The organism is Pararhizobium sp., from assembly GCF_035497515.1.
Taxonomy (GTDB): Bacteria; Pseudomonadota; Alphaproteobacteria; order Rhizobiales; family Rhizobiaceae; genus Pararhizobium.
The window spans coordinates 1-13,210 of record NZ_DATJDJ010000002.1 but is presented as its reverse complement, the minus strand read 5'-3'; the positions used below and the strand labels follow the sequence as shown (position 1 = coordinate 13,210).

13 protein-coding genes are annotated in these 13,210 nt (G+C 61.3%); 5 read left to right on the top strand and 8 right to left on the bottom strand.

Going from position 1 to position 13,210, the window contains the following annotated elements; all coding sequences use genetic code 11:
- The first annotated feature begins 45 nt into the window (after nt 1–45).
- Nucleotides 46–1,749: a 30S ribosomal protein S1 gene (gene rpsA / locus VL202_RS00115; protein WP_325462176.1), complete on the top strand. Its 1,704-nt coding sequence runs from the start codon at nt 46–48 to the stop codon at nt 1,747–1,749.
- Nucleotides 1,750–1,830: 81 nt separating this feature from the next.
- On the opposite strand, the gene VL202_RS00110 is transcribed toward rpsA, so the two are convergent.
- Nucleotides 1,831–3,855 carry a hypothetical protein gene (locus tag VL202_RS00110; RefSeq protein ID WP_325462175.1) on the bottom strand — a complete coding sequence of 675 codons (2,025 nt, stop codon included), beginning with the start codon at nt 3,853–3,855 and terminating at the stop codon, nt 1,831–1,833.
- A gap of 480 nt (nt 3,856–4,335) precedes the next feature.
- On the opposite strand from VL202_RS00110, the gene VL202_RS00105 reads away from it, so the two are divergent.
- Both VL202_RS00105 and VL202_RS00100 read left to right on the top strand, forming a co-directional pair.
- Complete coding sequence (locus VL202_RS00105) at nt 4,336–5,718, top strand: nicotinate phosphoribosyltransferase (protein WP_325462174.1); 1,383 nt, start codon at nt 4,336–4,338, stop codon at nt 5,716–5,718.
- 59 nt (nt 5,719–5,777) lie between these two features.
- The gene (locus VL202_RS00100; protein WP_325462173.1) at nt 5,778–6,113 is read left to right on the top strand and encodes a DUF6665 family protein; all 336 of its coding nucleotides are present in this window, start codon (nt 5,778–5,780) and stop codon (nt 6,111–6,113) included.
- Here the strand turns inward: VL202_RS00100 and VL202_RS00095 are convergent, their stop codons facing one another.
- Both VL202_RS00095 and VL202_RS00090 read right to left on the bottom strand, forming a co-directional pair.
- On the bottom strand, nt 6,114–7,397 hold the full coding sequence (locus VL202_RS00095) for a hypothetical protein (RefSeq protein WP_325462172.1): 1,284 nt from the start codon (nt 7,395–7,397) through the stop codon (nt 6,114–6,116). It abuts the gene before it with no gap.
- A gap of 121 nt (nt 7,398–7,518) precedes the next feature.
- The gene (locus tag VL202_RS00090) at nt 7,519–8,145 is read right to left on the bottom strand and encodes a ribonuclease D (protein ID WP_325462171.1); all 627 of its coding nucleotides are present in this window, start codon (nt 8,143–8,145) and stop codon (nt 7,519–7,521) included.
- 126 nt (nt 8,146–8,271) lie between these two features.
- Here VL202_RS00090 and VL202_RS00085 point away from each other — a divergent pair, with 126 nt between their 5' ends.
- Together VL202_RS00085 and VL202_RS00080 are read left to right on the top strand one after the other, a co-directional pair.
- Nucleotides 8,272–8,604, top strand: coding sequence for a hypothetical protein (locus VL202_RS00085; RefSeq protein ID WP_325462170.1), 333 nt, complete (start codon nt 8,272–8,274; stop codon nt 8,602–8,604).
- An 87-nt stretch (nt 8,605–8,691) separates the two neighbouring features.
- Complete coding sequence (locus tag VL202_RS00080; protein WP_325462169.1) at nt 8,692–9,723, top strand: hydroxyacid dehydrogenase; 1,032 nt, start codon at nt 8,692–8,694, stop codon at nt 9,721–9,723.
- Here the strand turns inward: VL202_RS00080 and VL202_RS00075 are convergent.
- The 5 genes from VL202_RS00075 to VL202_RS00055 all read right to left on the bottom strand — a co-directional run.
- Nucleotides 9,716–10,993, bottom strand: coding sequence for an MFS transporter (locus VL202_RS00075; RefSeq protein ID WP_325462168.1), 1,278 nt, complete (start codon nt 10,991–10,993; stop codon nt 9,716–9,718). The genes VL202_RS00080 and VL202_RS00075 overlap by 8 nt on opposite strands.
- 282 nt (nt 10,994–11,275) lie before the next feature.
- Nucleotides 11,276–11,698, bottom strand: coding sequence for a helix-turn-helix domain-containing protein (locus VL202_RS00070; RefSeq protein WP_325462167.1), 423 nt, complete (start codon nt 11,696–11,698; stop codon nt 11,276–11,278).
- 99 nt (nt 11,699–11,797) lie between these two features.
- The gene (locus VL202_RS00065) at nt 11,798–12,004 is read right to left on the bottom strand and encodes a hypothetical protein (RefSeq protein WP_325462166.1); all 207 of its coding nucleotides are present in this window, start codon (nt 12,002–12,004) and stop codon (nt 11,798–11,800) included.
- Nucleotides 12,005–12,139: 135 nt separating this feature from the next.
- Nucleotides 12,140–12,328 (bottom strand): hypothetical protein, encoded by a 189-nt coding sequence (locus VL202_RS00060; protein ID WP_325462165.1) that lies wholly within the window; start codon nt 12,326–12,328, stop codon nt 12,140–12,142.
- 158 nt (nt 12,329–12,486) lie between these two features.
- On the bottom strand, nt 12,487–13,210 hold a 724-nt coding region (locus VL202_RS00055), incomplete at its 5' end, for a methylmalonyl-CoA mutase family protein (protein WP_325462164.1).

Here is a 13,210-nt window from a genome sequence, read left to right as displayed (position 1 = left end):
AACCCCCGGCGCCGTGTCCCCATGAGGGACGCATCAGGAGTATTCATGTCTGAAGCTAACCCCACCCGCGACGATTTTGCCGCGCTGCTGCAGGAATCCTTTGCCACGCAGGATCTTGCCGAAGGCTACGTCACCAAGGGTATCGTTACGGCCATCGAGAAGGACGTCGCCATCGTCGACGTCGGTCTGAAGGTCGAAGGCCGCATCGCTCTCAAGGAATTCGGCGCCAAGGCCAAGGACGGCACGCTGAAGGTCGGCGATGAAGTCGAAGTCTATGTCGAGCGCATCGAGAATGCGATGGGCGAAGCCGTTCTGTCGCGCGAGAAGGCTCGCCGCGAGGAAAGCTGGATCCGTCTCGAAGTCAAGTTCGAAGCCGGCGAACGCGTCGAAGGCGTCATCTTCAACCAGGTCAAGGGTGGTTTCACCGTCGATCTGGATGGTGCCGTTGCCTTCCTGCCGCGCTCCCAGGTCGACATCCGCCCGATCCGCGACGTTACCCCGCTGATGCACAACCCGCAGCCCTTCGAAATCCTCAAGATGGACAAGCGTCGCGGCAACATCGTCGTTTCGCGCCGTACGGTTCTTGAAGAATCGCGTGCGGAACAGCGTTCGGAAATCGTCCAGAACCTCGAAGAAGGCCAGGTTGTTGATGGCGTCGTCAAGAACATCACCGATTACGGTGCGTTCGTTGACCTCGGCGGCATCGACGGCCTGCTGCACGTCACCGACATGGCATGGCGCCGCGTCAACCATCCGTCGGAAATCCTGAACATCGGCCAGTCGGTCAAGGTTCAGATCATCCGCATCAACCAGGAAACCCACCGCATCTCGCTCGGCATGAAGCAGCTCGAGAGTGATCCGTGGGATGGCATCGGTGCCAAGTACCCGGTCGGCAAGAAGATCTCCGGTACCGTCACCAACATCACCGACTACGGTGCATTCGTAGAGCTGGAGCCGGGCATCGAAGGCCTGATCCACATCTCCGAAATGTCCTGGACCAAGAAGAACGTTCATCCCGGCAAGATCCTGTCCACGACGCAGGAAGTCGACGTTGTCGTTCTCGAAGTCGATCCGACCAAGCGCCGCATCTCGCTCGGCCTCAAGCAGACGCTCGAGAATCCGTGGCAGGCATTCGCGCACAGCCATCCGGCTGGCACGGAAGTTGAAGGCGAAGTCAAGAACAAGACCGAATTCGGCCTGTTCATCGGTCTCGACGGCGACGTTGACGGCATGGTGCATCTCTCCGACCTCGACTGGAACCGTCCGGGCGAACAGGTCATCGAAGAGTTCAACAAGGGCGACATCGTCAAGGCTGTCGTTCTGGATGTGGACGTCGAAAAGGAACGCATTTCGCTCGGCATCAAGCAGCTCGGCAAGGATGCGGTCGGCGACGCCGCTGCTTCCGGCGACCTGCGCAAGAACGCCGTTGTCTCGTGCGAAGTGCTTGCCGTCAACGACGGTGGCATTGAAGTGAAGCTCGTCAACCACGACGACCTCACCTCGTTCATCCGCCGTGCCGATCTGTCGCGTGACCGCGACGAACAGCGTCCGGAGCGTTTCTCCGTTGGTCAGGTTGTCGACGCCCGCGTCACCAACTTCTCCAAGAAGGACCGCAAGGTCATGCTGTCGATCAAGGCACTGGAAATCGCTGAAGAGAAGGAAGCCGTCGCACAGTTCGGTTCGTCCGACTCGGGCGCTTCGCTCGGCGACATCCTGGGCGCAGCCCTGAAGAACCGCGGCGGCGAATAAGCCTCTGCCTCTTGACTGAAAGAGCCCGCGGAAAGCGATTTCCGCGGGTTTTTTGTTGTCATCAAATCGAGTGGTTGTGGATCAACCCAGCCCGCCCATGCGGCGATAGAGATCATAGGCGTCGCCGGTCTCGTCCGTGGCATCTTCTTCAATCATGGTGGAGGCAGCGTTGGAGCCGTTTTCCTGATCCCTGGATGATTCGCGGTTGTCGTCGTGCTCGTGCTCGTGCTCGCGCTCGTCATGGCCGGCAAAGGTCGGCTGTTCCTCGTCTTCTTCCTTGCGTAGTCCAAGCTCTTCGGCCTTGGCCGGCAGATAGGGGATCATGGCAAAGGGGATGGCGTCCCTGGCGATGCCGATGTCCGGTTGCCTCGGGAACTGGGCTTCGCGCGCCGGCTCGTCCATGGGCAAGGCCTGGCTGAAAGTCGAGCGAGCCGTGTTCGCATTGTCCGGCGTGTCGAGTAGTGAATTCATGGTATCGGCTTCGAACGCGGAGGAGTCAGCAATGTCTCCGGTGAGCAGCGTCGTATCCGGTATCGCGGCCGAATCATCGGCCGCTTCGAGGTCGGCGAAGAGAATTTCCGCGTCCATGTCGGCCGTTTCGCCGGCAAGGGCGGCAAACAGCGTTTCGGAAGCGTTCCAGTCGATCGTACCTGCCGGCGAAGGCAGACTTGCTTCGACCAGCGCTTTCAACGTTTGGAAAAAGACCTTCTCATCGTCATCGGGCTGGAACTGGTTCGGCTGCGCCTCCTCCACCTCAAGACGGGGCTGAGCCGCTGATCGAGGCTCAAGATCCCATTCGCCCAGATCATGGCTCGTGAAGCCTGCGACGTCCTTGTTGCCCATGGTGGCAGGCGTTTGGATCAACCGAGTGGCAGTTTGCGCAAGCGGCTTGGCGATGGCAAGCGTGGCCGGTTGCGGGTCGCTATGCGGCGGGGTCGCGTCCCGATCGGCGGCAACCTCGCTCGCAAACAGGGCGACCTGCTTTTCCCTGATCGGCTCGGCTGTTCTTTCGGTTCGGGTTTCAGTGGCGGCACGGGGTGCCGGCTTGCTCTCGCTCTCATGGGAGCGCTGTGGCATCTGCTCCGGTGGGTCTGCGTCCTCCGGCAGCGCCACCGGCTCGGGCATGTCAAGCCCCAGTTCCTCTTCCAGCCCGGTCATGACCCGGCTATCTACCCCATCGGCGATCGCCGCAACCTGCGACAAGGCCTCTGGATCGGCGGCAAGAAAGGCGGCCGCGGCGCGCAAGAGCGGGATGGCATCGGCATCCGCCTTGGCCGGCATCCTGGCGGCATCACCACTGCGCGGTGTCCCCGGTTTTGCGGCGTTATCCTGATGGCTGACGCCGGAGACCGCTTCTTGCCCGGTTTCATACTCTTCCGCCGCAATCATGGAAACAGTGACCGGCTCGTCGTCATCGCCAAAGGCTTTTTTCAGGACAGCCTGCAGGATGCCGGGATCCGCGACGAAGGTCGCGCTGGCGAGAATGGAGTTCGCAGCGGCATGTGGAAAAACCTGCGACGCCGGCAGACCTTGCTGCAGGCCCGCAGGCCTGCCCTGGCCCAGTTGTTGCTGAACCGATTGCTGCTGGGTTTGCTGTTGCTGGATCGATGAGATCGTCGCCGGCCGGATTTCGGGCTGGGCAAGCAGCGGGCGGCCGAGTGTCAGGAGTGTGAAGGCGCGTTCCGGGCGCGGCGCGTCGAGGAGCGACGGTAGCTTCAGCGCCTCGGTCAGGATCCGGATCGAGACGGCCAGATTGCGCTGTCCCAGCTGCTTTTCCAACGCCTGGCGCATGGCCGGCGGCAGGGTTTCGAGGAAGATGGCCAGGCGCTTGCTGAAGTCACGCAGGCTTTCCTGCGGCAGCGGCGGGAATTTCAAGACCTTCGCCAGCGTGTCGAGCAGCCGCACCAGCGCTTCCCGGGGCAGGGGCTCGCTACCGACCAGATGGCGGTTCAGCGTCTCCAGGATTTTCAGCATGGCTTCCGACTGTCTGCCGGAAATCCGGATCGGCGGCAGGATCGGCATCCTGTCCTTCGGGGTGACTGTCTCGACCACCGCTGCCGCATGCGCCGTCGGCGCGGCTGCCGCCTTGACTGTGAGAATGGGCATCAGCATCGCAATCTCCGTCAGATCAGGGTTGAATCGAGAAACAGGGTCCGGTTCGCGGCCGCCGTTCGTGAAGAGGTCCAAGGTCAGGCAAATGATTTGAATGAATGAGGCGCTTCATGCGCATGCTACAGCGCCGCGCTTCAAATATGACGCGCAAAGGTCGCTGTAACACTTTAAATATGCTGCATAATTTTATCCTTAAATCGACTCCGATTTAAGCAATTATGCAGTAGGCGGCTCGTTCACGGCCAAACCGGACTGCGAAGGCTGCTGCGGAACATGGTGACCGAGCATGTATATTCCGATATTAGGCTGGAAAGATTGACAGAATATTAACCATACCTCGACGCGAAGAATGGTTTACAGGAGCCGTGAGCCCGTGCCTTTGCGCTTGCTGCTTTTTTGCCGGTCGCGTACATCTCGGCTGCTGCGCTGCCGCCGTCCCATGCGGTGGGCGCGGAATGCTTTCGGGGGAATGCGATGAATGCGGCCAATCTGATCCTCAACACCGACAGCTACAAATTCAGCCACTTCCTTCAATATCCACCGGGTACCCAAGCCATCTCGGCCTATATCGAAACCCGCGGCCATCACGATCAGCCTGACGTGGTGTTCTTCGGCCTGCAAATGTTTCTCAAGGAATATCTCGGCAAGCCGGTAACGCGCGCCGACGTCGATGAGGCCGAGGCGATCGTTCTTGCCCATGGCCTGCCCTTCAATCGCGCCGGCTGGATGCGCGTCGTCGAGCATTTCGGCGGCTACCTGCCGCTGGAAATCCAGGCGCTGCCGGAGGGCGCGCTGCTGCGCCGCGGCGTGCCGATGGTGCAGGTGGTGAATACCGATCCGCAATGCTTCTGGTTGACCTCCTATATCGAGACCGCTCTGTTGCGCGCCGTCTGGTATCCGTCCTCGGTTGCCAGCAATGCCCGCAAGATCCGCGAGATCATCCGGCCGATTCTCGAAAAGACTTGCGACGATCCGGCGGCGGCGCTTCCCTTCCGCCTGCACGATTTTGGCGCACGCGGTGTTGGCGCCCTGGAGCAGGCCGGTATCGGCGGTGCTGCCCATCTCGTCCATTTCATGGGAACCGATACGGTGACCGGTATCCTCCATGCCCGGCGCTATTACGGCGCCGAGATGGCCGGTTTTTCTATCCCGGCCTCCGAACATTCGACCATGACCGCCTGGGGCGTCGAGCGCGAGGCGGAGGCCTATTCCAACATGATCGATCGCTTCGCCGGCGGCGGCATGTTCGCGGTCGTGTCCGACAGCTACGACATCAACTACGCCGTTTCCGAAATCTGGGGCGGACAGCTGCGCGACAAGGTCAAGGCCAGCGGCGGCACGGTGGTCATCCGGCCCGACAGCGGCGACCCGATCGAAACGCCGGTGCATGTCGTCAAGCAACTCGACTATCATTTTGGCTCGACGCTGAACGGCAAGGGCTACAAGGTGCTCGACAGGTCCGTCCGCGTCATCCAGGGCGACGGCCTGTCCAATTCGGATATCAGCCAGATCCTCGGCCGGCTGGAGGCCTTCGGCTTTTCAGCCGAAAACATCGCCTTTGGCGTCGGTGGCGGCCTGTTGCAGAAGGTCAACCGCGATACCTATTCCTTTGCGATGAAGACCAATGCCCGCCAGGATGAAGCGGGGCATTGGCACGATGTCTTCAAGCGTCCGGCGACCATGAACGTCAAGGCGTCGAAAGCCGGCCGCCAGGCGGTGGTGAGCGGGCTGGGCGGCCTCGAGGCAGCGCGCCTCGACGAATTGAAGGATCGCCGCAATCATCTGGAGACGATCTGGAAAAACGGTGACCTTCTGCGAGAATGGAGTTTCGAGGAAATTCGCGCCCGCGCCAAATAGGGTGTTGTCCTGACGCGACGGCTACCCCATCTTGGGCTTGATTGTCGCTGGAGCAAAACATGACGGTTCGTCCGCCCCAAGCCCTCGCCCCGTCCTTCGCCAAGAATACGGGCCTCAATCTTCTCGAATACGAACTGATGTCGGAAAGAGCGGATTCACTCGGCCGGCACGGGTTGAAGGTGGAAAAGGCGATCGCGGCGCTCTGCGCGCTCCAGGATCCCGCCACATCGCCGGACCGGCGCGAGCAGTTGCTCGACGATGCCGCCGATGCGGTCTGGGCCTTTTTCATCCAGAGGGAAATCTGCGGCTTGCGGTCGACCCGCGATGCCGTCCAGCGTTATGGCATTCCGAAGGAAGTGATGGCGCGGCTGGGGATCGTCCGGCGCAAGGGCTGATCAGGCCGCTTCCTTCCTGACGAGCAGGTCGTAGATGCCGTTCTCATCGACGGTGACCGAGAGAATATCCTTCTGGGCATCCGCGGTGCGCGCAGCCTCGTCCGTCTGTCCGGCGCGCGCCAGCATGACCGCTTGCTCCTCGTCACTCGGCGGCTCGACCTCGCCGGTGCTTTCGTCGTCCTGCGATAGTGTCGACGCCTTGCTGTTGTCTCCCTGCGGGGCTTCGGCCTGCGCCTGCGCGATTTCAGCACCGGCGGCGAGAACCTGGATCGCCTCGATCGCGATCGTCTCGCCGGTCACGGGGTCCTTAGCATCGTCGTTCTTCGTAGCTGCCTCGTTCCCTTTCTGGATGGCCTCGTGCAGGTCCTGCACGTCTTCCAGCTTTTCGCCAGCCTCCAGCGCGTCGATCATCTCTTCCCGCTCCTTGCGGGTTTCAGCGTCCTCGACTATTGTCGGGTCCTTTTCCAGCCGTTCGGCTTTCAGTTCCTCGATGGTTTTCGGATCGGCAATGTCTTCCAGCCGCTGCAGCACCTTGCTGACATCGGCGGTCAGCGTCTTTTCTTGCGTCGCCTTGTCGTCGAGGATCGCCTCGATCGCTTCGGCCTGCGCGCCATAGGGCCGGCGGATGGCCTCTATCATCTGCTGCGCGGTAATGCCGAGTTCGGCGAGGCCGCTTTTCTTCTCGAGGGCCGGAATGCTTTTCACCAGCGTCTGGCGATAGGCGGTCAGCGAAGCGCCGATGCGATCGCCGAAATCGGCGTCCGTTTCGTCGCTGCCCTGTTCCAGGCCGTTCTGCTTGGCGAAGCGGGCCAGTGTCAGTGCCATGTCGCTCGGGTTTTCGGCGGTGCCGCCGTTGATCTCCGCGATTTCGGCGGCGGAAACATTGAAGCGCGCCAAAGACACCTTCTCCGGAACAGCAGCGGAAATCGCATCCTTGCCGATCATCTGGACGAAGACCAGCGCATCCTGTAGCCGCGTGGCGAAGTCGTCGCTGCTCTCGCCGGTCTCCTGCGTCAGGCCCACCGCGCTGGTGAAGCGGGCAATCAGGGTTGCCAGCGGGTTTTCGTCGCGCTTCAGGGCGCCGAAGAAGTGCTCGTTGATCTTGGTATTGGCAGCCTTGGTGACATCATCGGAGCGCACCTGCGCCTTGACGACCTTGTCTTCCTTCTTGCCGCTGAGTTTTTCCTCTTCCTCGATGCGGCGCTTCTCGATGTCGTCGACAATCGATTGCACCATCGAGGTGACAAGCGTCGCGGAAGCCTGTTGGGTCGGGAGCAGCATCATCGGTCTAACGGGTCCATGATCGTCGGGGCTGTGGCCCAACGATAGGGCGCAACCGTTAAGTCGACCTTAACCGTACGCCATTTTCAGGCGATCGCGACATGGTGCTGCTCATGCGGCGCCATCAGCTATGGGCGAAAATGTCGGTTTCTTCCCAGCCCATGAGGTCCAGCTTGGCGCGGGTCGGCAGGAAGGCGAAACAGGCATCGGCGTGCTCGGCGCGGCCGTCGCGCAGCAGGCGGTCTGTCAGCCGATCGCGCAATGCATGCAGGTGCAGCACGTCGGAGGCGGCATATTCGATCTGCGCCTGGGAGAGCTTTTCAGCCGCCCAATCGGAGGATTGCTGGTGCTTGGAAATATCGACGTCCAGCATTTCCTTCAGATTGTCCTTGAGACCATGACGGTCGGTATAGGTCCGCGTCAGCCGCGAGGCGATCTTGGTACAGAACACCGGCGTCGTCGTGACGCCGAACGTGTGGAACAGCACGGCGATATCGAAGCGTCCATAGTGAAAGATTTTCTGGCGTGCTGGGTCTTCGAGCATGGCGACGAGGTTCGGTGCCTGCGCTTGGCCCTTGCCGATGCGAATGACATCGGCGGTGCCGTCGCCGGGCGAAAGCTGGACGACACAGAGCCTGTCACGGCGCGGAACAAGTCCCAATGTCTCGGTATCGATTGCGATCGCACCCCGGTAGCGGGCCGCGTCTTCACGCGAGATATCACCTTCGTGAACCCGTATTGTATTTGCCATGGAAATCCCCACATCAACCGGGCAGGCGCCGCGTTTCCTTCAGTGCGTTGGGCTATAGCGCATGTTTGCCGGAAGCGATACCGTCTCCTGACGCCCGGCGGTACGTGATGATCTAAGCGAGGGGCGATGAATGGAATGCAGATGCTGATCGCCAAGACCCTTCTCCTGGCCATGGTTCTTGCTGCGCCGAGTTTGGTTGCCACCGCCCCTGCGGCCTCGGCGCAGCAGGTGCAACTGACGCAGGTCTATCCGGATCTGCCGGGCGTGAAAACGCCGGAAGAGGCGGAACAGGCCAAGGTCGTCGTCTGCGAGCAGACCGTCATCCACCATGAAAACCATCCGACCTTCGGGAGGGAATACGAGACGGTCAACAATTGCCACAAGGGCAACGGCCCGACCTTCCAGTCGCGCAATTCACCGCTTTCGATCGAACGGCAATTGCGCGGGTTCAATTACTGATCCCATCCTTGCAAATCGCAGGATGATCAATACAACTTCGCTCCACGAGGAAGCGGGCCGCCATGGCCTGGCATGGGAGTGAACATTATGTCCGTTTTGCAACGACCTTTGGTCATCAGCGCGCCGGAGCCGCGCACGCTGGATCTGATTTTCACGCCCGAGGCGCTCGACGAGCTGAACTCGAAATATCGCATCGTCGAAGCCGATCCGGACGACATTGCCGGGCTCGGCAACGAGGTCCTCGGCGAGGCGCGCTACATCATCGGCCAGCCGCCGCTGAGCGCCGAGACGCTGGCGCGCATGCCGCAGTTGCGCTCAATCCTCAATGTCGAGAGCAATCTGATCAACAACATGCCCTACGACATCCTGTTCGCCCGTGGCATTCACGTGGTGACGACGGGCCAGGTCTTCGCCGAGCCGGTCGCCGAGCTCGGGCTTGCCATGGCGCTCAACATCGCGCGCGGCATTGTCGATGCCGATCTCGATTTCCGCGAAGGCAAGGAATTGTGGGGTGGGGAGGGCAATGCGAAGGCGCGGCTTCTCTCGGGCGCCGATGTCGGCATTATCGGTTTCGGCGATCTCGGCAAGGCGCTGAACCGGGCCCTTACCGGCTTTCGCACCAACACGCGGGTCTACGATCCCTGGATGCCGGCCTCGATCCTCATCGACAACGGCGTCAAGCCGGCCAGCCTCGATGACGTCCTGACGCAGAGCGATTTCATCTTCGTCGTCGCGGCCGTGACCAGCGAGAACCAGCATTTCCTCGGCGCCGATGCCTTTGCGAAGATGCGGCCGGGCGCTGCCTTCATCCTGCTCAGCCGCGCCAATGTCGTCGATTTCGATGCGCTGATGGCGGCGGTGACGAGCGGTCATATCGTGGCGGCAAGCGATGTCTATCCCGAGGAGCCGCTTCCGCTCGATCATCCCGTCCGCGGTCTCAAAGGCTTCTTGCGGTCCGCACACCGCGCCGGCGCGCTCGACAGCGCCTTCAAGAAGATGGGCGATATGGTGCTGGAGGATATGGATCTGATGGACCGCAACCTGCCGCCGATGCGCTGCAAACGGGCGGAGCGCGAAACGGTTTCCCGCATGCGCTCCAAGCCTGTCAGCGTCAACTGACCGTTGCGGGCCGTATCTTCGCCGCGCCGCCCGAAAGCACCAGCGGTGCGGCCATCAGGCAGAGGATGCCGGCGACGGTCAATGCCGGCAGGTAGCTGGCATAGTTGTCGCGGATGAAGCCGCCGCCGAAGGCCGCAAAGGCTGCGCCGATCTGGTGACCGAAGAACACCCAGCCGAACACCATGTTGGCCTTTTCCCGGCCGAAATGCTGGGCTGTCAGCTTCACCGTGGGCGGTACGGTGGCGATCCAGTCCAAACCGTAGAAGATGGCGAAAATCGACAGGCCCAGGAATTCGAAACCGGTGAAGGGTAGCCAGAGCAGGGCCAAGCCGCGCAGGCCATAGTACCAGAACAGCAGCCAGCGATTGTCGTAGCGGTCGGACAGCCAGCCGGAGCCAACAGTGCCGATGAAATCGAAGACGCCGATGACGGCGAGGATGCCGGTTGCGGTGACCGCCGTCATGTCATAATCGGCGCAGAGCGAGACGAAATGGGTCTGGATCAGCCCATTGGTCGAGGCGCCGCAAACGAAGAAGGACAGGAATAGGATCCAGAAGATGCGGGTCCCGGAAGCCGAGATCAGCGTGTCGATCGGCGAGTTGCCGGAGATCGATGCCTGGACCGGCGGGTCTTCGCCGACATGGCCATAGGCTTTCAGGCCGAGATCGGACGGGCGATCGCGCATGAACAGGATCATGGTCACCATGCAGACAGCGAGCATCATGATGATGAAGATGATGGCGGTGCGCCAGCCATAGGCTTCCGTCAGCGCCGCGATCACCGGCATGAAGACCAGTTGGCCGGTGGCGGAGCTGGCGGTGAGCAGGCCGACGACGAAACCGCGCCGGGCGGTGAACCAGCGGGTGGCGATCGTCGCACCCATGACCATGGCGGTCAGTCCGGTGCCGATGCCGATGACGAAGCCCCAGAGGGCAATCAGTTGCCAGATTTCCCGCATGAACAGCGACAGGGTCATGCCCGTCAGGATGACGCTGAGCGCCGTCAATGCCATGCGGCGCAGGCCGAAGCGATTCATCAGCGCCGCGGCAAAGGGCGCCATCAAGCCGAACAGGAAGAAGCGCATGGCAAGGGCCGCGGAGATTTCCGAGGCCTCCCAGCCGAATTCCTTCTGCAGGGGCAGCAGCAGGACAGATGGGGCGCCGATCGTGCCGGCCGTGACCAGCATGGTCAAAAAAGCGGTGGCGGCGACGACCCAGCCATAATGAGTGCCGCGCTGCTCAAGCCGTCGGGAGAGTGTCGTTGAAAGCATGATCTGTTGTCTCGATGAGAGCGGCATTTGAGAGGCGCCGCATTAGTAACTATCAATATGAAAGTAACTAGATCAAAAACTATCATCGTGCAAGTCATCCGTTAGGATGAAGCCTTTCGGGCGGGATTGGGTTTGCGAAATTGGTCGGTTTGCCGTTCTGCCGAACGCAAAAGCAGCAAATACGGTGCAGTATGAGCGAGAGCGTGCCACGAACTCCCTCTTCCTCCCCGGCGGGGACAAGAGAAGCCGCGTCAGCCCTCCAAACGTGCTGTCGACGAGAAATCAGGCCTGCTTGATCGATTTCAGCGAGAAAGTATCCGCGTCGATCGGTTTGCCGGTTAGGCTATCGACATAGACGGGCTGGGCGGCAGCACCGGTGCCCAGATCGGTGATCCGCATGGTGATGCCGCGATCGGCGAAGTGCTGATTACCGAACACCGACAGGGCGATGAGCAAGGGCTGCAGGTCGCGGCCCATGTCGGTCAGCAGATATTCATAGCGGACGGGGCGGTCCTGGTAGGCCCGTTTCTCTAATAGTCCGGCTTCCACCAACGACTTCAGCCGTCGCGTCAGGATGTTCGGCGCGATGCCGGTGCTGCGCTGGAACTCGTCGAATTTGGTGCGGCCGAAGAACGCATCGCGCAGGATGAGAATGCTCCACCATTCGCCGACCCGGTCGAGGGTACGGGCGATGGGGCAGTTCATCTCGTCAAAGTTCTTGCGCTGCATAATCGCAAGGTAGGGTCTGCACTTGCACGATGCAAGTCACCCGAAGGAAATTGCGTGTGACACCTGTTCGTCGGATCAGCTGCCGTTGACCCGGCGCATGGCTTCGAGAATAGACGTTTTCGTTTCGTGGCCGGTCTTGTAGAGGCCCAGCATGACAGTTGCAGCATCGCGACCATCGTCGCTGTCCAGCGTCGTGCGGGTCTCTTCGCACCATTCTTCCAGTGCGCCGCACACGACTTCGATTTCACCCTGTTCAAGGGCCATGTCCGATAGAAATGACATTTTTCACCCCATTCGCGAGAAGGCATCTGTTCATTTGAATCGGCAGTCTAAGGCCGTTCGATACGGGTGCAACTCCCAAATTTAGGGGGGCGATCAGGAACGGCCGCCCACAGGCTGTTCGAGCCGCCGTTTCGCTCAATCCACCCGGACGGCGGAGGCTTCGACCAATGAAGCGGCAATCGCCATGGCGAGTTGCTTGCCCTTGGCGCGCACCATTCCGTTGTCAAACTCACGTGCCGAAAGAGCGAGATCCATCCCCTCACGCATCAGAATTTGTTGTGCCCGATTGACTGCCCAGTTTTCGACTTCGTCGCGCTTCCGCATGGCGCTCCCCCATAGCTAAATCATTTAGCATTGCGCTCTCAATTCGGCCTGAACTTCGGCACATGGGGCGAATCAGCTGAGCACGACATCAGAATGCGACAATTCCGATATTTGGGAACCACAACTTCTCCACGATGATTTATTGTGGTTCCCGCGGTTCATTCATTCCTGAGCCGTCCTTCCAGCAGATCGAGAACGGCTCGGCCTGCTTCCATGACATTGGTGCCCGGGCCGAAGACGGCTGCGACGCCATTGTCGAGCAGGAACTGGTAATCCTGTCGCGGCACGACGCCGCCGCAGACGACGACGACATCGCCGCCGCCCTTTTGCTTCAGCGACTGCACGAGTTTTGGCAGGAGCGTCTTGTGCCCGGCCGCCAGCGACGACACGCCGACGACATGGACATTGGCCGCCAGGGCGGTGTCGGCGGCCTCGTCGGGGGTCTGGAACAGCGGGCCGGCCAGTACGTCGAAGCCCATGTCGCCGAAGGCCGAGGCGATGATCTTGGCACCGCGGTCATGGCCATCCTGGCCGAGCTTGGCGACCATGATCTTCGGCTTGCGGCCGATCGTCCTCGCGACCCCCTTGAGACGTGCCACAAGCATTTCAAGCTCTGGCTCGCCCCTGTAGGCATCGCCATAGATGTCGCTCACCACGTCCGGAACGGCGGTGTGATCGCCGAAGACGGTGCGCAGGGCGTCCGATATCTCGCCGACGGTGGCGCGGGCGCGGGCGGCGGTGACGGCGGCCTCGAGAATATTGCCGGTGCCGGTGCGGGCGACCCCGGTGAGGGCGGCAAGTGCCGCGGCGACCTCGCTTGCACTGCGGCGGCGCCTGGTCTCCTCGATACGCCTGATCTGGGCGGCACGCACGGCGGCATTG

Excerpts from the sequence above, each read along its gene's own strand:
- rpsA (WP_325462176.1), top strand. The coding sequence starts at position 46 with ATGTCTGAAGCTAACCCCACCCGCGACGATTTTGCCGCGCTGCTGCAG.
- VL202_RS00110 (WP_325462175.1), bottom strand. The coding sequence starts at position 3,855 with ATGCCCATTCTCACAGTCAAGGCGGCAGCCGCGCCGACGGCGCATGCG.
- VL202_RS00105 (WP_325462174.1), top strand. The coding sequence starts at position 4,336 with ATGAATGCGGCCAATCTGATCCTCAACACCGACAGCTACAAATTCAGC.
- VL202_RS00100 (WP_325462173.1), top strand. The coding sequence starts at position 5,778 with ATGACGGTTCGTCCGCCCCAAGCCCTCGCCCCGTCCTTCGCCAAGAAT.
- VL202_RS00095 (WP_325462172.1), bottom strand. The coding sequence starts at position 7,397 with ATGATGCTGCTCCCGACCCAACAGGCTTCCGCGACGCTTGTCACCTCG.
- VL202_RS00090 (WP_325462171.1), bottom strand. The coding sequence starts at position 8,145 with ATGGCAAATACAATACGGGTTCACGAAGGTGATATCTCGCGTGAAGAC.
- VL202_RS00085 (WP_325462170.1), top strand. The coding sequence starts at position 8,272 with ATGAATGGAATGCAGATGCTGATCGCCAAGACCCTTCTCCTGGCCATG.
- VL202_RS00080 (WP_325462169.1), top strand. The coding sequence starts at position 8,692 with ATGTCCGTTTTGCAACGACCTTTGGTCATCAGCGCGCCGGAGCCGCGC.
- VL202_RS00075 (WP_325462168.1), bottom strand. The coding sequence starts at position 10,993 with ATGCTTTCAACGACACTCTCCCGACGGCTTGAGCAGCGCGGCACTCAT.
- VL202_RS00070 (WP_325462167.1), bottom strand. The coding sequence starts at position 11,698 with ATGAACTGCCCCATCGCCCGTACCCTCGACCGGGTCGGCGAATGGTGG.
- VL202_RS00065 (WP_325462166.1), bottom strand. The coding sequence starts at position 12,004 with ATGTCATTTCTATCGGACATGGCCCTTGAACAGGGTGAAATCGAAGTC.
- VL202_RS00060 (WP_325462165.1), bottom strand. The coding sequence starts at position 12,328 with ATGCGGAAGCGCGACGAAGTCGAAAACTGGGCAGTCAATCGGGCACAA.